Source organism: Streptomyces sp. NPDC052043 (assembly GCF_044548235.1).
GTDB lineage: Bacteria > Actinomycetota > Actinomycetes > Streptomycetales > Streptomycetaceae > Streptomyces.
On record NZ_JBIUBT010000001.1, the window covers coordinates 927,848 to 946,525 of the forward strand.

The 18,678-nt window shown below is 73.0% G+C and carries 18 protein-coding genes; 6 read left to right on the top strand and 12 right to left on the bottom strand.

The window, feature by feature from the left end; genetic code table 11:
* Positions 1-16 precede the first annotated feature (16 nt).
* Positions 17-739 carry a DsbA family oxidoreductase gene (locus tag ACIHCX_RS04405; protein WP_400026413.1) on the top strand — a complete coding sequence of 241 codons (723 nt, stop codon included), beginning with the start codon at positions 17-19 and terminating at the stop codon, positions 737-739.
* Between the two features lie 107 nt (positions 740-846).
* Positions 847-1,896: an aminotransferase class V-fold PLP-dependent enzyme gene (locus ACIHCX_RS04410; RefSeq protein ID WP_400026415.1), complete on the top strand. Its 1,050-nt coding sequence runs from the start codon at positions 847-849 to the stop codon at positions 1,894-1,896.
* A gap of 145 nt (positions 1,897-2,041) precedes the next feature.
* On the opposite strand, the gene thpD is transcribed toward ACIHCX_RS04410, so the two are convergent.
* From thpD to ACIHCX_RS04435, 5 genes are all read right to left on the bottom strand, one after another.
* A complete protein-coding gene (thpD, locus tag ACIHCX_RS04415; RefSeq protein WP_400026416.1) occupies positions 2,042-2,929 on the bottom strand; it encodes an ectoine hydroxylase in 888 nt (295 codons plus the stop codon).
* 7 nt (positions 2,930-2,936) lie between these two features.
* Positions 2,937-3,341: an ectoine synthase gene (locus ACIHCX_RS04420; RefSeq protein WP_225074089.1), complete on the bottom strand. Its 405-nt coding sequence runs from the start codon at positions 3,339-3,341 to the stop codon at positions 2,937-2,939.
* A 74-nt stretch (positions 3,342-3,415) separates the two neighbouring features.
* Positions 3,416-4,687 carry a diaminobutyrate--2-oxoglutarate transaminase gene (gene ectB / locus ACIHCX_RS04425; RefSeq protein ID WP_400026418.1) on the bottom strand — a complete coding sequence of 424 codons (1,272 nt, stop codon included), beginning with the start codon at positions 4,685-4,687 and terminating at the stop codon, positions 3,416-3,418.
* A 123-nt stretch (positions 4,688-4,810) separates the two neighbouring features.
* Positions 4,811-5,350: a diaminobutyrate acetyltransferase gene (gene ectA / locus ACIHCX_RS04430; RefSeq protein ID WP_400026420.1), complete on the bottom strand. Its 540-nt coding sequence runs from the start codon at positions 5,348-5,350 to the stop codon at positions 4,811-4,813.
* Positions 5,351-5,803: 453 nt separating this feature from the next.
* Positions 5,804-6,907 (bottom strand): pyridoxal-phosphate-dependent aminotransferase family protein, encoded by a 1,104-nt coding sequence (locus ACIHCX_RS04435; RefSeq protein ID WP_400026422.1) that lies wholly within the window; start codon positions 6,905-6,907, stop codon positions 5,804-5,806.
* 147 nt (positions 6,908-7,054) lie between these two features.
* Between ACIHCX_RS04435 and ACIHCX_RS04440 the strand changes: the two genes are divergently transcribed.
* Positions 7,055-8,152, top strand: coding sequence for an amidohydrolase family protein (locus ACIHCX_RS04440; protein ID WP_400026424.1), 1,098 nt, complete (start codon positions 7,055-7,057; stop codon positions 8,150-8,152).
* Between the two features lie 178 nt (positions 8,153-8,330).
* Here the strand turns inward: ACIHCX_RS04440 and ACIHCX_RS04445 are convergent, their stop codons facing one another.
* Positions 8,331-9,248: an MBL fold metallo-hydrolase gene (locus tag ACIHCX_RS04445; RefSeq protein ID WP_400026425.1), complete on the bottom strand. Its 918-nt coding sequence runs from the start codon at positions 9,246-9,248 to the stop codon at positions 8,331-8,333.
* Between the two features lie 101 nt (positions 9,249-9,349).
* On the opposite strand from ACIHCX_RS04445, the gene ACIHCX_RS04450 reads away from it, so the two are divergent.
* Positions 9,350-10,285, top strand: a complete 936-nt coding sequence (locus tag ACIHCX_RS04450) for an AraC family transcriptional regulator (protein WP_400026427.1) — start codon at positions 9,350-9,352, stop codon at positions 10,283-10,285.
* A gap of 165 nt (positions 10,286-10,450) precedes the next feature.
* Positions 10,451-11,434 (top strand): SCO1860 family LAETG-anchored protein, encoded by a 984-nt coding sequence (locus ACIHCX_RS04455; RefSeq protein WP_400026429.1) that lies wholly within the window; start codon positions 10,451-10,453, stop codon positions 11,432-11,434.
* A 63-nt stretch (positions 11,435-11,497) separates the two neighbouring features.
* Here the strand turns inward: ACIHCX_RS04455 and cobC are convergent, their stop codons facing one another.
* Genes cobC through cobM form a run of 6 tightly spaced genes read right to left on the bottom strand, consistent with a single transcriptional unit; the run spans position 11,498 to position 17,851 of the window.
* Complete coding sequence (gene cobC, locus ACIHCX_RS04460; protein ID WP_400026431.1) at positions 11,498-12,580, bottom strand: Rv2231c family pyridoxal phosphate-dependent protein CobC; 1,083 nt, start codon at positions 12,578-12,580, stop codon at positions 11,498-11,500.
* Positions 12,570-13,502, bottom strand: coding sequence for a sirohydrochlorin chelatase (locus ACIHCX_RS04465; protein ID WP_400026432.1), 933 nt, complete (start codon positions 13,500-13,502; stop codon positions 12,570-12,572). Before ACIHCX_RS04465 ends, cobC begins: the two co-directional genes overlap by 11 nt.
* A complete protein-coding gene (locus tag ACIHCX_RS04470) occupies positions 13,499-14,095 on the bottom strand; it encodes a precorrin-8X methylmutase (RefSeq protein ID WP_400026433.1) in 597 nt (198 codons plus the stop codon). Before ACIHCX_RS04470 ends, ACIHCX_RS04465 begins: the two co-directional genes overlap by 4 nt.
* Positions 14,092-15,795, bottom strand: a complete 1,704-nt coding sequence (cobJ, locus tag ACIHCX_RS04475) for a precorrin-3B C(17)-methyltransferase (protein WP_400026435.1) — start codon at positions 15,793-15,795, stop codon at positions 14,092-14,094. Before cobJ ends, ACIHCX_RS04470 begins: the two co-directional genes overlap by 4 nt.
* Positions 15,792-17,036: a precorrin-6y C5,15-methyltransferase (decarboxylating) subunit CbiE gene (cbiE, locus tag ACIHCX_RS04480; RefSeq protein WP_400026436.1), complete on the bottom strand. Its 1,245-nt coding sequence runs from the start codon at positions 17,034-17,036 to the stop codon at positions 15,792-15,794. The genes cobJ and cbiE overlap by 4 nt, the downstream gene beginning before the upstream one ends.
* Positions 17,033-17,851, bottom strand: a complete 819-nt coding sequence (gene cobM, locus ACIHCX_RS04485; RefSeq protein WP_400026438.1) for a precorrin-4 C(11)-methyltransferase — start codon at positions 17,849-17,851, stop codon at positions 17,033-17,035. Before cobM ends, cbiE begins: the two co-directional genes overlap by 4 nt.
* A 95-nt stretch (positions 17,852-17,946) precedes the next feature.
* Here cobM and ACIHCX_RS04490 point away from each other — a divergent pair, with 95 nt between their 5' ends.
* Positions 17,947-18,678 (top strand): ZIP family metal transporter, encoded by a 732-nt coding sequence (locus ACIHCX_RS04490; RefSeq protein ID WP_400026440.1) that lies wholly within the window; start codon positions 17,947-17,949, stop codon positions 18,676-18,678.

Here is an 18,678-nt window from a genome sequence, read left to right on the forward strand (position 1 = left end):
GGAGAGAGCCGAGAGTATGCGCGTCGAGATCTGGTCGGACATCGCCTGTCCCTGGTGCTACGTCGGGAAGGCGCGCTTCGAGAAGGCGCTCGCCGCCTTCCCCCACCGGGAGCGGGTCGAGGTGGTGCACCGGTCGTTCGAGCTGGATCCGGGGCGGGCCAAGGACGACGTCCAGCCGGTGATCACCATGCTCACCAAGAAGTACGGGATGAGCGAGGCGCAGGCGCACGACGGCGAGGAGAACCTGGGACGGCAGGCCGCCGCCGAGGGGCTCGCCTACCGCACTCGGGGCCGGGACCACGGCAGCACCTTCGACATGCACCGCCTGCTGCACCTCGCCAAGGAGCACGGCCGGCAGAGCGAGCTGCTGGACGCCCTGTACCGGGCGAACTTCGCCGAGGAGCGGTCCGTCTACACCGAGGGCGACGAGCGCCTGGTGGAACTGGCCGTCGCCGCCGGACTCGACGCCGACGCCGCCCGCAAGGTCCTCGCCGACCCCGACGCCTACGCCGCCGAGGTCCGCGCCGACGAGCGGGAGGCCGCGCAACTCGGCGCCTCCGGGGTGCCGTTCTTCGTGCTCGACCGGAAGTACGGCGTCTCCGGCGCCCAGCCCGCCGAGGTCTTCACCCAGGCCCTCACCCAGGCATGGGGCGAGCGCTCGCCGCTCACCCTCCTCCAGGGCGGCGAGGCGGACGGGGACGCCTGCGGCCCGGACGGATGCGCGGTGCCGAACAGCTGAGCGGCGGCGGCAAGGCGCAGGTCAGCGCGAACGCATAAGGGAACCTTGGGAGTGTCCCGCAGGAATTCGCAATGGACTGCGCCCACGGCGGGCCGCACAGTGGTCCCATGGACACCTTCGAGACCCTCGTCCGCACCGAGTTCGCCCCGAAGACCACCTACCTCAACACCGCGAGCACCGGCCTGCCGCCCGCCCGTACGGTCGAGGCCCTGCGCACCGCGGTGGCGGCGGCCGCCGACGGGCAGCCGACCGACATGTTCGCCGACGTCGAGGCCGCCCGCGCCTCCTTCGCCCGGCTGACGGGAGTCCCGGACCGCCGTGTGGCGGCCGGCGCCTCGGTCGCCGTCTACACCGGGCTGATCGCCGACGCACTGCCCGAGGGCGCCGAAGTCCTCACCGCCGAGGGCGACTTCAGCTCCCTGGTGAACCCCTTCCACGTCCGCCGCGACCTGAAGGTGCGCAGCGTCCCGCTGGAGCGGGTCGCCGAGGCCGTACGGCCCGGCACGGCGCTGGTCGCGGTGAGCGCCGCGCAGTCGGCCGACGGCCGGATCGCCGACCTGCCCGCGATCCGCGCGGCCGCGCGGGAGCACGGCGCGCGCACCTACGTCGACGCCTCCCAGGCCGCCGGCTGGCTGGACCTCGACGCGGACGCCCACGACTACGTCTCCGCGGTCGCCTTCAAGTGGCTCCTGTGCCCGCGGGGCGTGGCCTTCCTGGTCGTCCCCGACGACCTCGGCGGCCTCAGCCCCCTGTTCGCCGGCTGGGTGGCGGGGGAGCGGCCCTGGGACAGCTGCTATGGCCCCGTCGAGGAACTCGCCCACTCCGCACGGCGGTTCGACGAGAGTCCCGCGCTCTTCTCCTACGCCGGCGCCCGCCGCTCCCTCGAACTCGTCGAGGAACTCGGCGTGTCCGCCGTACGCGCCCACGACCTCGCCCTCGCCGACCGCTTCCGGGCCGGACTGCGCTCCGTCGGCCACGAACCGGTCCCGGCACCCGGCTCCCCGATCGTCTCCGTGCCCGGACTCGGCGTTCATCAGGGCGAGTTGAGTGCCAAGGGCATCGAGGTCTCCCAGCGCGCCGGCAATCTGCGGGCCGCCTTCCACCTCTACAACACGCCCGCCGACGTCGACCGCCTGCTGGACGCACTGGCCGGCTGAGGCCGTGACCCGGACGCGGGCCGGGGCCTCCCGTCCCACACGAGGAGGCCCCGGCCCGCATCACCCCGGGTCACCGCACCGGAGTGAAGTCCCGAGCCCCGATGCTGTGTCTTCCGGGGGCCGACCCCCGGACCCCCGGCCGGGCTCACCGCACCGGAGTGAAGTCCCGAGCCCCGATGAACTCCGGACGCCGTACCGGTGCCGCGAACGGCTCCACCGCCGTGTTCTCCACGCTGTTGAACACGATGAACACGTTGCTGCGCGGGAACGGCGTGATGTTGTCGCCGGAGCCGTGCATGGCGTTGCAGTCGAACCAGGTCGCCGAGCCGGGCCTGCCCGTGAACAGCTTGATGCCGTACTGCCCGGCCAGAGCGGTCAGCGCCTCGTCGGACGGGGTGCCCGCGTCCTGCATCTGAAGCGACTTCTTGTAGTTGTCCGTCGGCGTGGCCCCCGCACAGCCGAGGAACGTGCGGTGCGACCCCGGCATGATCATGAGGCCGCCGTTGGTGTCGTGGTTCTCGGTCAGCGCGATCGAGACGGACACCGCCCGCATGTTCGACAGACCGTCCTCGGCGTGCCAGGTCTCGAAGTCCGAGTGCCAGTAGAAGCCGCTGGCCCCGAAGCCCGGCTTCACGTTGATCCGCGACTGGTGGACGTACACGTCCGAGCCGAGGATCTGCCGGGCCCGCCCGACGACGCGCTCGTCGCGCACCAGCCCGGCGAACACCTCGCTGATCCGGTGCACCTCGAAGACCGAGCGGATCTCCTTCGACTTCGGCTCCACGATGGAGCGTTCGTCGGCCCGGATCGCCGGATCGCCCACCAGCCGCTCCAGCTCCCGCCGGTAGACGGCGACCTCGTCCTCGGCGATCAGCTGGTCGACGGCGAGGAAGCCGTCGCGCTCGAACGACTCGAGGCCGGCGGAGCCGATCGGTCCCGGTGTGTCGGGGGAGCCCCAGAGGACCGGGTCCTGGCGGGGAGTGGTCACTTCGGTGGCGCCGCGGGTGGGATACAGGTCGGTGACGTCGGTCATGGGGTGTTCACACCTCCTCGGGCTCGGTGAGCAGGGGGTAGACGCCGTTCTCGTCGTGGTCCTCCCGCCCGGTGACGGGCGGGTTGAACACGCAGATGCAGCGGAAGTCCTCCTTGACGCGGAGCGTGTGCCGCTCGTGGCCGTCGAGGAGGTACATGGTCCCGGGCGTGATCGTGTAGGTCTTCCCGGTCTCACGGTCGGTCAGCTCGGCCTCGCCCTCGACGCAGACGACGGCCTCGATGTGGTTCGCGTACCACATCGACGTCTCCGTACCCGCGTACAGGATCGTCTCGTGCACGGAGAAGCCGACCTTCTCCTTGGCGAGGACGATGCGCTTGCTCTCCCAGGTGCCGGACGCGGCCTTCACGTGCCGGTCGGTGCCTTCGATGTCCTTGAACGAACGGACGATCACGGTGGTGCGTTCCTCCTTGTGTCGTTGGCCCTGTGCCGTTGGCTTGATGGCTCGGCGGTCAGGTGGTCAGGTGGTCAGGCGGTCTCGCGGACCGCGCGGGCGAGGACGCTCATGCCCTCGTCCAGCTCCTCGGGGGTGATGGTCAGGGCGGGCAGCAGCTTGACGACCTCGCCCTGCGGGCCGGACGTCTCCACCAGCAGCCCGAGGTCGAAGGCGCGCCGCGCGATCCGCCCGGCCCGTTCCGGGTCGTGGAACTCCATGCCCCACACCAGGCCCCGGCCCCGGTACTCCCTGACGTCGGCGAGGTTCTCCTCGGTGATCGAGATCAGCCACTGCTCCAGCAGCTCACCGCGGGCGCGGGTCTGCTTCTCCATCGCCGAGCCGTCCGTCCAGTAGGCCTCCAGGGCGGCCGTGGCCGTGACGAACGCCGGGTTGTTGCCGCGGAAGGTGCCGTTGTGCTCGCCCGGCTCCCACACGTCGAGCTCCGGCCGGAACAGGCACAGCGACATCGGCAGGCCGTAGCCGCTGATGGACTTCGAGACGGTGACGATGTCGGGCACGATCCCGGCCTCCTCGAAGGAGAAGAAGGCCCCGGTGCGCCCGCACCCCATCTGGATGTCGTCGACGATCAGCAGCATGTCCTGCCGCTCGCACAGCGCCTTGAGCGCGCGCAGCCACTCGGGCCGGGCGACGTTGATGCCGCCCTCGCCCTGCACGGTCTCGACGATCACGGCGGCCGGCTTGTCGAAACCGGAGCCCTGGTCCTCCAGCAGCCGCTCGAACCACAGGAAGTCCGGGACCTGGCCGTCGAAGTAGTTGTCGAACGGCATGGGCGTGCCGTGCACGAGCGGGATACCGGCGCCGGCCCGCTTGAAGGCGTTCCCGGTGACGGCCAGGGAGCCCAGCGACATGCCGTGGAAGGCGTTGGTGAACGACACGATCGCCTCGCGCCCCTTGACCTTGCGAGCCAGCTTCAGCGCCGACTCCACGGCGTTGGTGCCGGTCGGGCCCGGGAACATCACCTTGTACGGCAGGTCGCGGGGGCGCAGGACCAGGTTCTGGAAGGTCTGGAGGAACGTGCGCTTGGCGGTGGTCGACATGTCGAGCCCGTGGGTGACCCCGTCGCGCTCCAGGTAGTCGATCAACGCCCGTTTCAGGACGGGGTTGTTGTGGCCGTAGTTGAGCGAGCCCGCGCCCGCGAAGAAGTCGAGGTACTCGTGGCCGTCCTCGTCGTACATGCGGCTGCCGCGCGCCTGGTCGAAGACGGTCGGCCAGCCGCGGCAGTAACTGCGCACCTCGGACTCCAGGGTCTCGAAGACGCTCAGGTCCGGCTGGGTGATGGTCACGACGAATCGCTCCTCGGTGTGGGGAGTGAGAGGGAGGCGGGGAAAGGTGGCTGGGACCGGGGGCCACAAGGGCCGAGGGCCGCAGGGGCTGGGGAGGGCGCGGTCGGCGCGCGCTCGGCGTGGTCAGAAGGAGAGCGGGCCGATCCGGTGGAGGACCTCCGGGTCGTGCGGTCCGTCCGGGAACTGCTCGGCCCCGAACAGGACCTCGCGCTCGACCGTGGCGCCGTGCCGGGCGGCGTAGGAGGCGAAGAGCCGCTCGGAGGCGGTGTTGCCCGGGGTGATCGTGGTCTCCACGGCGGTGAGCCCGCGCTCGGCGGCGACCCGGGCGGTGAGTGCGTCGAGCAGCCGGGCGGCCAGGCCCCGGCCGCGGTGACCGGCGTCCACGGCCACCTGCCAGACGAGCAGCGTGTGCGGACGGTCGGGCCGCACGTATCCGGTGACGAAGCCGACCGGCTCGCCGTCGGCGCCGCGCGCCACCGCCGACGTGGCGGCGAAGTCGCGGCACCAGAGGAGATAGCTGTACGAGGAGTTCACATCCAGCGTCCCGGATTCCTTCGCGAGTCGCCAGAGTGCGGCGCCGTCGGCGGGGGAGGGGCGCTCGATGCGGGGCGCCTCCGGCAATTCTGTGCGGGGGGAATGCAGGTCTGCTTGGGCGGCAGTCATGTGGAATGAACTTACCGAGCAGAATTCAAAAATGCATCGCCCTGGAGCCTTACGTGAACTGTGCACATGTGTTATCGCGCGGGCGCGTGATCGCGCGAGAGGGTGACGATATGGGTGGGTTTGTCCGTGAAATACCGCGCAAAAAGGGCGCGTTCGTGGACCGCATCACAGTCACGTAACGCTCCTGGCGGGTCTCCGAATTGCACCGCCGAGCGTGGGTGAAATCTCTGCGTTTAGGCCCGGAGAAACGGGGCAGAAGAATATGGGTAGCCGCCTGGAATTTAATTACCGAATTATCTCGCCAGGAAACCCCGTCAGCCCCGTCAACTCCGTCGATCCGATTCCGAAGAATGCGGGCCCACCGTTGTGCCGGGCGCGGTCCGCAATGATGCCGCCATCATGTCCACGAACACCTCGGCATTCCGGCCACCGGCCGGTCCGCAGCCCGACTGCCTACCGCTGCCAGGCCTCCGTGACCGCCTGCCGGGCGGCCGCGACGTCCACGGTCGCGCCGTGGCCGGTGAGGGCGACGCCCAGGGCCGTCAGGGCGGCCTCGACCACGTCCTGGGCGGCGTCCGCCCCGTAGTGGTTGACGCGGATCATCTCCTTGGCGAGCTGGCCGCCACCCGCCGCCAGCGGGAGTGCGGGGTCGCTCTCCAGGGCGCGGGCCACCAGGTCGGAGGCGTCGACGTCCGACGGGGTCCGCAGCGTGGTGGCGACCGGGGCCGCCTCCGAGGCCTTGTGCACGTACGGCTCCAGGCCCCCGCCCAGGGCCAGTGCACCGGCGCGGGTCGCCGCGGCGGCGCGGCGGTGGCGGTCCATCACCGCGTCCGGGCCGACCGCCTCGATGCGCTCCAGGCAGGCCTCGAGCGCCAGCATCTCCAACTGCGCGGGCGCGTGCAGCAGCGCCTTGCGGCCGCCGTCGATCCAGCGCTCCTTCCAGTCCAGCAGGGACAGGTAGGAGCGGCGCGGCGCCTGCGGGTTCGCCACCATCCGGGCCCAGGCGCGCTCGCTGACCGACACCGCCGACACCCCGGCCGGGCCGCCCATCGCCTTCTGCGCCCCGATCACGCACAGGTCGACACCCCACGCGTCCGGCAGCACCGGCTCCGCGCCGACGGACGCCACGGCGTCCAGGTAGAACAGGGCGCCCCGCTCCCGTACGACCTCGCCGATCTCCGCGACCGGATTGGTGTTGCCGGTCGCCGCCTCCGCGTGCACCAACGACACGAAGTCGATCTCCGGGTGCTCGGCGAAAGCGTCCCTGACCTGGTCCGCCGTGACCGCCGTGTGGTACGGCACGGACAGGTCGTACACCGTCGCGCCGCAGTCCCGCAGCCAGGTGCCGAAGGTCTGCCCGTACGGCCCCGTGATCACGTTCAGCGCGGTCGTGCCGGGACCGGCCGTCCCCCTGATCGCGCCCTCCAGGGGCAGCAGGGCCTCGCCCTGCGTGATCACGACGTCCTGCTCGGTGGCCAGCAGCCGCGCCACCCGGTCCTCGATCGAGGCGAAGCGGTCGGCGCTCAGTGGAGTGAGGTCCAGGAAGGGGTTCGTCACGGCGGTGCTCTCTTCGTACGGGCGAGGGTGAACGCGTCGAGCGTAGTCGGCGGTTCTGCCCCGCTTTCACCCGGCGACCTGGGGCCTTTCCCCGGCGACCCGGGGCCGGGGGTCCGCGGCGGGCACCGGCTCACTAAGGTGCGGTGCATGAGCGATGACGCGGTGCTGCACGTGAAGGGGCGGGTGCTCGTCGGACCGGACGAGGACCAGGTCCGGGACGAGCTGTGGGTGGTCGGCGGCCGGATCTCCTACGACCGCCCCGCCGGCGCCACCGACGCGACGACCGTCGAGGGCTGGGTGCTGCCCGGTCTGGTCGACGCGCACTGCCACGTCGGCCTCGACGAGCACGGACCGGTGCCCGACGACGTCTCGGAGAAGCAGGCGCTCACCGACCGGGACGCCGGCACGCTCCTCCTGCGGGACGCGGGCTCGCCCTCGGACACCCGCTGGATCGACGAGCGCGAGGACCTGCCGAAGATCATCCGTGCGGGCCGCCACATCGCCCGCACCCGCCGCTACATCCGCAACTACGCCTGGGAGATCGAACCGGAGGACCTGGTCGCCTACGTCGCCCAGGAGGCCCGGCGCGGCGACGGCTGGGTCAAGCTGGTCGGCGACTGGATCGACCGTGACCTCGGCGACCTGTCGGCCTGCTGGCCGCGCGAGGCGCTCGAGGCGGCGATGGCGGAGGCCCACCGTCTGGGCGCGCGCGTGACGGCCCACTGCTTCGCGGAGGACTCCCTGCGCGACCTGGTCGAGGCGGGCATCGACTGCATCGAGCACGCCACGGGCCTGACCGAGGACCTGATCCCGCTGTTCGCCGAACGCGGCGTCGCGATCGTCCCCACCCTCGTCAACATCGCCACCTTCCCCGGCCTCGCCGCCGGCGGCGAGGCCAGGTACCCCCGCTGGTCGGCCCACATGCGCCGCCTGCACGAACGCCGCTACGACACCGTCCGCGCCGCCTACGACGCCGGCATCCCGGTCTTCGTCGGCACCGACGCCGGCGGCTCCCTGCCCCACGGCCTGGCGGCGGCCGAGGTCGCCGAACTGGTCAAGGCCGGCATCCCGCCCCTCGAGGCCCTCTCCGCGACCACCTGGGCCGCCCGCACCTGGCTGGGCCGCCCCGGCCTGGACGAGGGCGCCCCCGCCGACCTCGTGGTCTACGACGAGGACCCGCGCGCGGACGTAGGCGTGCTGGCGGCACCGCGACGGGTGGTCCTGAACGGCAGGGTGGCCGGCTGAGGGGCGTGCGCGGACGGCACGTACAGCAGACGAGCGCTGCGAACGGTGCCTTTGAGTGTCCCCGGGGCGCACCCGGTCTCAGGGGCGGGGAACAAGGGTCGGTCAGCGTGCCGTCCGAGACCGTCAGGACGTTCGCCATGTGGCGTCCGCGCTCGCCCAGGCTCGTCCTCCTTGCCGGCTACCGCGTCTGATACGCCGCCCACCGCCCGAGTGTGAACCCGCTTCCCGCGCGTCGGACCTCCATGGCTCCCGCGCCGCCGAAGTGCGCAGGGATGACCAACTCCCTCGCTTCGGCCGCCCGCTCGAGTATCCGGCGGCGGCTGGCCGCCGCCCGTACCGGGTCCAGGCACAGGCAGCTGCTGCACGCGGGGGCGAGGATCTGTACCGGGCTGTGCATCAGGTCGCCGACGAAGACCGCCCGTTCGCCCCCGGATTCGAGCCGCAGGACGGACGAGCCGGGCGTGTGGCCCGGGGCCGACTCCAGGGTGAGGCGGGCGTCGATGCGGTGCGTGCCGTCCCACAGCACGGCCTGTCCGGCCTGGTGGAGGGGAGCGATGCTGTCCTCGTAGATCAGCCGGTCGTCCTCGCGCAGCCCGTTCCCGTACGCGTTGGACGGACCGAAGTGGAAGTCGTCGGCGGCGGGCAGCAGATACTGGGCGTTGGGGAACGTCGGCACCCACTCTCCCGCAGGCCCCATGGTGTTCCAGCCGACGTGATCGGCGTGGAGGTGTGTGTTGACCACGACGCCCACATCCTCCGGACGGATACCGGCCCCCAGGGTCAGCCGGTCGAGGAAGTCGCTCTGCCAGTGGTGGAACATCGGCGAGCCCGGGCGCTCACGGCCGTCACCCAGCCCCGGATCCACCACGATCGTCCGGCCGCCGCTGCGCAGGACCCACGTCTGCAACGCGACCACCACCTGATCGCTGTCCGAACTCCAGTGGTCCGGGGCGAGCCAGTCCTCGTTCTCCTTCCACAACTGCGCCGACGAGTCCGGGACCAGTGTGCGGGCCGGCGCGTACGCCCCCTGCCACTCCACGAGGCGGATGATCTCGACATCTCCCAGCATCATGCTCTGCGCGTTCTCACTGTCCATGTCGTTGACCCTAGGAAGCACGGCTGATGCTCTCAATGCCTCCAGGGCTCATCTGAATACGCGTTCGTCTCAGTCCGTCCGTCCATGGATACTCTGGCCCGATGGACATCGTGAGCGACGCGATAGCGGCCGTGCGCATCGGCCGGTCCTCCTCCAACCGCATGGAGATCAGCGGGAGATGGTGCACCCGACTCGCCCCGTACGACGGTGCGGGCTTCCACGTCGTACTGAAGGGCGGATGCCGGCTGCTGCCTGACGGCGGCGGCCCCGCGCTCCTGCTCGGCACCGGTGACGCGGTGCTGCTGCCGCACGGTGCGGGACATGTGCTCGCCGACCGCCACACCGACATCGACGCCACCGCGCTGGAACGAGCCGTACCGTTCGAACGCCGACAGGAGGCAAGTCCCCCCGACTCCCCGGCAGCGGGCACCGGTGAGGTGCAGATGCTGTGCGGAAAGTACCGGCTCGACCGCACCCGGATGCATCCGCTCATGGCGGAACTGCCCACGGTCGTGCACCTCCCGCACCAAGTCGGCAGCCACCCCGCGCTCCGGTCCGCCATCGACCTGCTGGGAAGGGAACTGGGCGAGCGGCAGCCCGGAGCCTGCATCGCGGTCCCCAGCCTGCTCGACCTGCTCCTCGTGTACATGATCCGCGCGTGGATGGCCGAGGACACGACCGGAACCTGGCCAACCGTCCTGGGCGACCCCGTGGCCGCCGCCGCCCTCAGGGCCCTGCACGCCGACCCGGCCGCCGCGTGGACCAACGACCGCCTCGCCGCAGAGGTCGGCGTGTCCCGCCCCACTCTGGCGCGGCGCTTCACGCACTTGGTCGGCCGCCCTCCAATGGGCTATCTCACCTGGTGGCGCCTGACCCTCGCCGCCACCCTCCTCCGCGACACCCACGACCCCCTGGCCGCGATCGCCCGCCGAGTCGGCTACGGCACCCCCTACGCCCTCTCCCACGCCTTCAACCGCGAGTTCGGCACCACGCCGGGACGCTACCGGGTGGCCTGCTCCGGAGGCAGCTCCGTCTGACGACCGCGTCACGGGAGTGGCTGGGGGGAACACCCGTGCACGGAGAATCGAATGAATGCACGGAAACGTTCCGAACGAGTGAAGTCACGCTGGATCGCTGACCGTTCACCCTCAGTACGTAATTCTTACCGGGTCCCAAGCATTCCTTTCTGGGGGTCCCACACCTTGAACGGCAACAACTTCCGTATGTCCGCCCGCCGTTGCGCCACCGCAGCCGCGGCCACCGTCCTGGCCGCCGGGCCGGTGACGCTGGTCGGCGCGGGATCCGCGCACGCGACCGGTGGGCAGGAAGGTCACGCGAGTGCCTCCGTCCTGCGCACCGGGCTGGACGTGTCCCTGCTCAACAAGACGGTGAACGTCCCGCTCGCCGTCTCCCTCAACGAGGTCGAGGCACCGCGGAGCGCGCAGCAGACCGCGCTGACCGCCAAGCTCGACGGCGTCGACGGCGGGAAGCCCTTCAGCGTGATCCGTGCGGACGTGGCGAAGACCGACGCCACCGTCTCCGCGGACAAGGCGGAGGGCCTGGTCCAGCTGGCCCACGCCCGCATCCACGTCCCCGGCCTGCCCCTGCTGTCCCTGATCGAGGTCGACCAGGTCACGTCCAAGGCGACCTGCGAGGCCGGCGAGTCCCCGGTCGCGAGCAGCAACGTCCTGGGCTCCGTGACGGTACTCGGCAAGAGGGTCAGGCTCAGCGCCGGCGGCACGACCGACGTCCGTGTCCCCGGGGTCGGCGAGGTCCGCCTGGACCTGTCGAAGCGGGAGACGACCTCCCGCACCGCCGCGGCGACGGCCCTGGAACTCAAGGTCTCCGTCAACCCGCTCAAGCTCAACGTGGCCGAGGTGGAGGGCACCGTCACCCTCGCCAAGGCGACGTGCGAGTCCCCGGCGGCGCCGGAGAAGGAGGCGGCCCCGCCCGCCGACCAGGGCGGCGACGACAAGCCGCAGGGCGCCGAGGACAAGTCCGGGAGCGACGACGTGAAGCCCCGGGCCGCCGCCGATGTGAAGCCGCAGACCGTCCCGGAGAAGAAGAACGTCGACCTGGCGGAGACGGGCGGCAGCTCCGTCACGCCGTACCTGGCGGCGGGCTCCGCCGTCCTGCTGGCGGCGGGAGGAGGCGCGCTGGCGGTGGCACGGCGGCGCCGCGGCTGACGGCCGGGACCGCGCGGCCCCGCCGGGAAGTCCCGGACCAGCGGGACTTCCCGGCGCGGTGAGTCAGGGGACGGTGTACGGCTTCGTCAGCGTCGAGCCCAGGGCGCGGACGAATCCGTCCACCGTCCCCCCGTCCCGTACCGCGAGCCGCAGCCAGTCCTCGCCCAGCCCGGGGAACGTGTCCCCGCGCCGCACCGCGTATCCCAGGGCGCGCAGCCGTCGTCGTACGTCCGCCGCCCCCGGCATGCGCGCCAGCACGAAGGGGCCCTCGGCCGGTCGCACCACCCGCACCCCGTGCTCCGCGAAGGAGGCCAGGCCCGCCACCAGGTGGGCCCGGTCCGTGGCGATGCGGCGGGCCGCGTCCTCCGCCTCCGCCAGCGCCCGCGGCTCCACGCACGCGACCGCCGCCGCGAGCGCGGGTGTGGACACGGGCCACAGCGGCTGGGCCCGCTCCAACTCGGCGATCAGCTCGGGTGACGCCAGCGCGTAGCCGATCCGCAGCCCCGCGAGACCCCATGTCTTGGTCAGGCTGCGCAGCACCACCAGGCCGGGCACGTCCGTCCGCCCCGCCAGTGCCTCCCGCTCGCCCGGCACCGCGTCCATGAAGGCCTCGTCGACCACCAGCACCCGCCCCGGGCGGGCCAGTTCGGTGAGCACAGAGGCCGGGTGCAGTACCGACGTCGGGTTGGTCGGGTTGCCGACCACCACCAGATCCGCGTCCTCGGGGACGGCCGCCGGATCGAGCCGGAAGCCGTCCTCCGCCCGCAGCAGCACCCGCTCGACCGTGTGCCCCGCGTCCCGCAGCGCCGCCTCCGGCTCGGTGAACTGCGGGTGCACGACGACCGGCCGCCGTACCTTCAACGCCCGCGCCAGCAGCACGAACGCCTCCGCGGCCCCCGCCGTCAGCAGCACCCGCTCCACCGGCAGCCCGTGCCGCGCCGCCACCGCCGCCCGCGCGGCCCGCCCGTCCGGGTAGGCGGCGAGACCGGTCAGCGACGCGGCGATCCGCTCCCGCAGCCACACCGGCGGCGTGTCCGCCCGTACGTTCACGGCCAGGTCGACCAGGGCCGCCCCGTCGTCGCGCACCTCGGCGTCCCCGTGGTGCCGCAGATCGTGCCCGGCCGGCACCGCGTCCTCAGTGCGCATGGGTGTGGGAGTGCCCTCCGTGATGCCCTCCATGGTGGTGATGCCCGTGCCCGTGCCCGTCGTCGTCCGGGTGGAAGTGCGGCTGCTGCGGCAGTCCCACCTTGTCCTCGAAGCCCGGCAGCGCGATCCGGTACACGCACGAGTCGCAGTTCATCCGCAGATCACCCTTCACCGCCTCCTCGTACCGCTCCATCACCAGGTCCAGCAATTCCGGCTCCGGCCCGATGACGTCCGCCGAGCGCACGTCGGCCTCCGGGTGCGCGGCGGCCCAGTCCGCCGTCTGCCGCCGTACCCGGTCCGGCAGGATGCCCGTGAACAGGAAGTAGGGGAGGACCACGATCCGCCGCGCCCCCAGCCGCACGCACCGGTCCAGCCCGCTCGGCACGTCCGGTGCCGCCAGCGACACGAAGGCCGTCTCCACGCCCGCGTATCCGCGCCCCTCCCACAGCAGCCGCGCCGCCTTGTGCACCTCGGCGTTGGCGTCCGGGTCGGTCGAGCCGCGCCCCACCAGCAGCACCGTCACCTCGGAGCGGTCCCAGGAGGGGTCGACCGCCTCGTCCAACCGTCGCTCCAGCACGCTCAGCAGTGAGGGGTGCGGGCCCAGCGGCCGTCCGTAGGTGTACGAGATCCCCGGGTGCCGTTCCTTCTCGCGGGCCAGCGCCGCCGGGATGTCGCCCTTGGCGTGCCCGGCGGACACCAGCATCAGCGGTACGGCGGCGAACCGCCGCACGCCCCGCTCGACCAGCTCGGCGACGGCCTCGCCCAGCGGCGGCGGGGACAGCTCGATGAAGCCGCCCGCGACGGGCAGCTCGGGGTGGCGGCGCCCCAACTCCCGGACGAAGGCACGGAACGCCTCGGCTCCGGCGTCGTCCCGGGTGCCGTGACCGGCGATGAGCAGGGCGGGCGGCGTCGGCGTGGTCACAGGGTCTCCTCGGATGAAGCGGGGTGGTACGGGTGGTACAGCAGGGCATTGAGCGCGGCCGCGGCGACCGCCGAACCGCCCTTCTCGGACACGTTGCTCACGGCGGGCAGCCCGCTCTCGCGCAACGCGGCCTTGGACTCGGCCGCGCCGACGAAGCCGACGGGCAGGCCGATGACGAGCGCGGGGGAGGCGTCCAACTTCAGCAGCTCCTCCAGGGCGGTCGGCGCGCAGCCGATCACCCAGAGCGCGCCGGGGCCGACGTCCTCGTAGGCCAGCCGGACGGCGTGCGCGGAACGGGTCATCCCGGGTCCCGACCTGGCGTCCTTGAGCCGGCAGACGGTCTCGCGCCGGGTGATCCCGGCGGCCACCATCTCCACGTCCACGACCACGGGCGCGCCCGCGTGCAGCGCCGCGTGGGCCGTCACCAGCTCGCGCTCGTCCAGGACGAGGTCCGAGGCGTACTCCAGGTCGGCGGAGGAGTGGACGACCCGCTCCACCACCGCCCGGGTCAGCGGCGCGAAGCGCGAGGTGTCCAGGCGGGCGCGCAGCCGCCGGAAGGACTCCTGCTCGATCGGGTGGACCACACGGTTCACCGGTTCTCCTCCTGTGAGTGGCCCTGCCAGCGGTAGCCGCGCGGCGTGACCATGCGCCCCGCGATCTCACGGGTCGCGGTGTTGCCCACGGTCACGACCGTCATCATGTCGACCGTCGCCGGGTCCAGAGCGGCCAGCGTGGTGACCCGGCTGGACTCGCCGGGCCGCGAGGCGTTGCGTACGACACCGACCGGCGTCGTCGGCTCCCGGTGCCCGGCGAGGATCGCCAGCGCCTTCGGCAGCTGCCAGTCCCGGCCCCGGGAACGGGGGTTGTAGAACGTCACGACGAGATCCGCCTCGGCCGCCGCCCGCACCCGCCGCTCGATGACCTCCCACGGCGTGTGCAGGTCGGAGAGGCTGATCGACACATGGTCGTGCCCGAGCGGCGCACCGAGGATCGCACCGGCCGCGAGCGCCGCCGTGACTCCCGGAACCCCGACCACGTCGATGTCGTCGGACGCCTCGGCGAGCGCGGGGGAGGCCATGGCGTACACCCCGGCGTCGCCGCTGCCGATCAGCGCGACGGCGTGCCCGCGCCGGGCCTCGGCGACCGCCGTGCGCGCCCGCTCCTCCTCCGCGCCCAGACCGGACTGGAGGATCCGGGTGCCGGGCCGCAGCAGGTCGCGGATCTGGTCGACGTACTGGTCGAGCCCCACGAGGACGGAGGCGCGCCGCAACTCCGCCTGCGCGCGCGGCGTGAGCAGGTCCCGGGCGCCAGGCCCGAGCCCGACGACCGCGAGCCGCCCGCGCCCCGGCCGCCGCACGACCGCGCAGGTGGCCATCGCGGGAGCCCCGTCGGCGCGCTCCGACTTCCGCTTGGGCACGAGGAGTTCACCGCCGCGCACGAGCGCGGCGGCCTCCGCGACCGACGGGGTGCCGACGGCGGCGAGCGGTGCCCGCGACGGGTTGGGCACGTCGACGGCCGCCAACTCCTCGGCGGAGTGGGTCACCAGGGGCACGCCGAGCCGCCGGGCCGCCTCGACGAGTCCTGGCTCCTCGGCCTTGGCGTCGACCGTGGCCAGTTCGGCGAGCGACGCCGGGGACAGGCCGGCGTCCCGCAACGCGCCCTCGACGAGGCCCAGTACCTCCTCGACGGGTGCGCCGCGGGACGCGCCGACGCCCACCACCAGGGTCGGCGGGCGCAGGACGACCTCCCGCTCGGCGGAGGCGGCGGCACGGTCGGTGATCCGGATCGTGTACGCGCCCTCGGCGGCGACCGGCAGCGGCGGCAGCGGCCAGCGCACCTGCGCGTCCAGCGCGACCGGCTCCCCGTCGAGCAGCGCCCGCGAGACCCCGGCGACATCGCCCTCCACCGGAAGCCCGAGCGTGTCCAGGCCGGGCAGCCCCACGGCGTCCGTCGCGGTCGTCACGACCGGCTCCGCGTCCAGCACCGCGCCCACCGCGCGGGCCAGTTCGTTGGCCCCGCCGGCGTGCCCGCCCACCAGGGACACCGCGAACCGGCCGCCCTCGTCGACGCACACCACACCCGGGTCGGAGGCCTTCTCGCCCAGCAGCGGCGCGATCAGCCGTACGACCGCCCCCGTCGCCAGGAAGCACACCAGTTGCCCGCACTCGGCGAAGGCGGCCCGCACGGCGTCCCCGACGGGCCCTTCGTACACCCGGGTACGGTCCGGCCAGGCCGCGGCCAGCCGGTCCCGGGCGGTCGCACCCGCCGCCGTGGCGGAAATGAGGCCGATCACTCAGGGACTCCTTCACACAGCGCCGGGGGCCGCGTGCCCCACAGCAGGAAAACAGGGTTGGTGGCCGCGAGCCGGGTCACGTCGCCCGGCAGCGGCGCGAGCCGCGAGGACTGGAGCAGCACGCCGTCGCAGGTGAGCCCGGCGGCGGTCAGCGCCTCGCGTACGGCAGGCACCCGGTCGAGCGCCGCCACGGTGACCACGACGGTCCGCCGGGCCCGCCGCGCGCACGTGGTCACCACGGCGGGCAGCGCGCGCCCGCCGCCGCCGACGAACACCGCGTCGGGGTCGGCGAGCCCGTCCAGCGCCTGTGGCGCGGTCCCGTGCACCACCGCCACGTCCACGGCGTGCGCCGCCGCGTTGGCGCGGATCCGCCCCACACCGTCGGCGGTCCTCTCCACGGCGGTGACGGCGGCGCCCAGCCGGGCGCACTCCACGGCGACCGACCCTGAGCCCGCGCCCACGTCCCAGACCAGGTCGCCGAGGCGCGGCCCGAGCCGGGCCAGCGCCAGGGCGCGCACCTCGAACTTGGTGATCATCGAGTCGCGGTGGGCGAACTCGCTCTCCTCCAGGGCCCATCGGGACGGGCCGGCCGGTGGCCCCGCGACCGTGCGCAACGGCCCGGGCGCCCGCGTGCCGGCCAGGCACAGCACCACGTTCACCGCCGTGCCCCAGTCGCGGGCCGCGGCCTCGGCGGGGGTGAGCCGTTCCACGCGCTCGCCCGCCGGATCGCCCAGCGCGGTGGCGACGACCAGGACCCGCTCGTCGCCGCAGCTGCCGGCCAGCGCGGCCCCCAGCTCGGCGGGCCCGGCCCCCGGCCCGGTCAGCACGGCGACCTTCCCACGCGCCCGGCACACGTTCACCGCCGTCCGCAGATCCCGCCCGTGCGCGCTGACCACCACCGCGTCGTCCCAGGGCAGCCCGATCCGCGCGAAGGCGGCGGCGACGGAGGAGACACCGGGGCGGACGTCGAGCAGCCCGGGCCCGAACCGCTCGGCGAGCGCCCGTACGATCCCGAAGAAACCGGGGTCCCCGGAGGCCAGCACGAGCACGGGCCGCTCCTCGGCGACGTGCTCCGCGATGGTGTCGAGCGCGGGCGCCAGCGGACCGAGGACGACCCGCTCGGCGTCCTCCGGCAGGCGTACGGCGTCCAGATGCCGCCGCGCGCCCACGACGAGCCCGGTGCCGGGCGGCACCCGGGTGCCGGACGCCGCCCCGGTGCCCGTACCGACGACCGTGATCACGTGCTCGCACCCCGCGCGCGCAGGGCCTTGCGGGCCTCGGGGTCGGCCTTGCGGTGGCCGTGGAAGTGACCGGGGTGGTACAGGTGCGAGCGGGTGCCGCGGGCGTCGAGGGCCGGGCCGATCAGGAACAGCGTGTGCTTCCAGAGCTTGTGCTCCTTGACCGTCTCCTCCAGCGTGCCGATCGTGCAGGTGACGATCAGCTCCTCCGGCCAGGTCGCCTGGTAGGCAACGACGACCGGCGTGGACGTCGGGTAGCCGCCCTCCAGCAGCTCCCGCACCAGCTGGCCGCTGCGGGCCGCCGACAGGAACACCGCCATGGTGGTGCCGTGCCGGGCGAACTCGCGCACCTCCTCGCCGGGCGGCATCGGCGTCTTCCCGCCACCGAGCCGGGTCAGCACGACCGACTGCGCGACCTCCGGGATCGTCAGCTCCCGCCGGGCCAGCGCGGCGACGGCCGAGAAGGACGAGACGCCGGGCACGACCTCCGTCGCGATGCCGATGTCCGCGCACCGGTCGAGCTGCTCCTGCGTGCCGCCCCACAGCGCCGGGTCGCCGGAGTGGACACGGGCCACTTTCAGCCCCTGCGCGTGCGCCCGCTCGTACACGGCGACGACGTCCTCCAGGGACAGGGCAGCCGAGTCCAGGATCTCCGCGTCCTCGCGCGCGTGCTGGAGCACCTCGGCCTGCACCAGGCTGGCTGCCCAGATCACCACGTCGGCCTCGGCGATCGCGCGGGCTGCGCGGAACGTCAGCAGGTCGGCGGCGCCGGGGCCGGCACCGACGAAGGTCACCTTGCCGGTCGGGGCATCGGCCATGGGTTCGGGTCCTCTCGTGCGAAATGTCCTGGTATGCAGTGATGTGGTAGTGGCCGGATGTGCGCGATCGGGGCCCGATCGGATAGCAAGGGCACATGGCGGTCTTCGTCGCGCTCGGCGCGTTCCTGATGACGCTGGCCGGCGGCTGGACGGCACAGCGGGTGACCGACCGTCGCCACCTGGTCCTGGGACTGGCGGGCGGCCTGATGCTGGGCGTGGTCGGCCTGGACCTGCTGCCCGAGGCGCTGCGCGCGGCCGACCGGGAGGTGTTCGGCGTACCGGCGGCCCTGCTGCTGTTCGTGGCCGGGTTCCTGCTGGCCCACCTGGTGGAGCGTCTGCTGGCCGCGCGGCAGGCCGCGCACGGCGGCGACGAGCGGCACAACCACCGCGCCCCCGAGGTGGGCCTGACGGCGGCGGCCGCCATGGTCGGTCACAGCGCCATGGACGGCGTCGCCATAGGGGCCGCCTTCCAGGTGAACAACGGCATGGGCACCGCGGTCGCGCTCGCCGTCATCGCCCACGACTTCGCCGACGGCTTCAACACGTTCACCCTCACCAGCCTGTACGGCAACGCGCGCCGCAAGGCCGTCGCCATGCTCGTCGCGGACGCCCTGGCCCCCATGGTGGGCGCCGCCGCGACCACGCTCGTCAGCATTCCGGAGTGGTTCCTCGGCGGCTATCTCGGCCTCTTCGGCGGGGCACTGCTCTACCTCGCCGCGGCCGAGATCCTCCCCGAGGCCCACCACGAGCACCCCGCCCGCTCGACCCTGCTGTGCACGGTCGCGGGCGTGGCCTTCATCTGGGTGGTGGTCGGCCTGGCGGCCTGA

Bases quoted from the DNA above. Each gene is read 5' to 3' on its own strand.
- cobM (WP_400026438.1), bottom strand. From the start codon at position 17,851: ATGGCCGATGCCCCGACCGGCAAGGTGACCTTCGTCGGTGCCGGCCCC.
- ectA (WP_400026420.1), bottom strand. From the start codon at position 5,350: ATGACTGCCGCCCAAGCAGACCTGCATTCCCCCCGCACAGAATTGCCG.
- thpD (WP_400026416.1), bottom strand. From the start codon at position 2,929: ATGACCGACGTCACCGACCTGTATCCCACCCGCGGCGCCACCGAAGTG.
- ACIHCX_RS04445 (WP_400026425.1), bottom strand. From the start codon at position 9,248: ATGGACAGTGAGAACGCGCAGAGCATGATGCTGGGAGATGTCGAGATC.
- cobC (WP_400026431.1), bottom strand. From the start codon at position 12,580: ATGCGCACTGAGGACGCGGTGCCGGCCGGGCACGATCTGCGGCACCAC.
- ACIHCX_RS04490 (WP_400026440.1), top strand. From the start codon at position 17,947: ATGGCGGTCTTCGTCGCGCTCGGCGCGTTCCTGATGACGCTGGCCGGC.
- ACIHCX_RS04405 (WP_400026413.1), top strand. From the start codon at position 17: ATGCGCGTCGAGATCTGGTCGGACATCGCCTGTCCCTGGTGCTACGTC.
- ACIHCX_RS04410 (WP_400026415.1), top strand. From the start codon at position 847: ATGGACACCTTCGAGACCCTCGTCCGCACCGAGTTCGCCCCGAAGACC.
- ACIHCX_RS04440 (WP_400026424.1), top strand. From the start codon at position 7,055: ATGAGCGATGACGCGGTGCTGCACGTGAAGGGGCGGGTGCTCGTCGGA.
- ACIHCX_RS04450 (WP_400026427.1), top strand. From the start codon at position 9,350: ATGGACATCGTGAGCGACGCGATAGCGGCCGTGCGCATCGGCCGGTCC.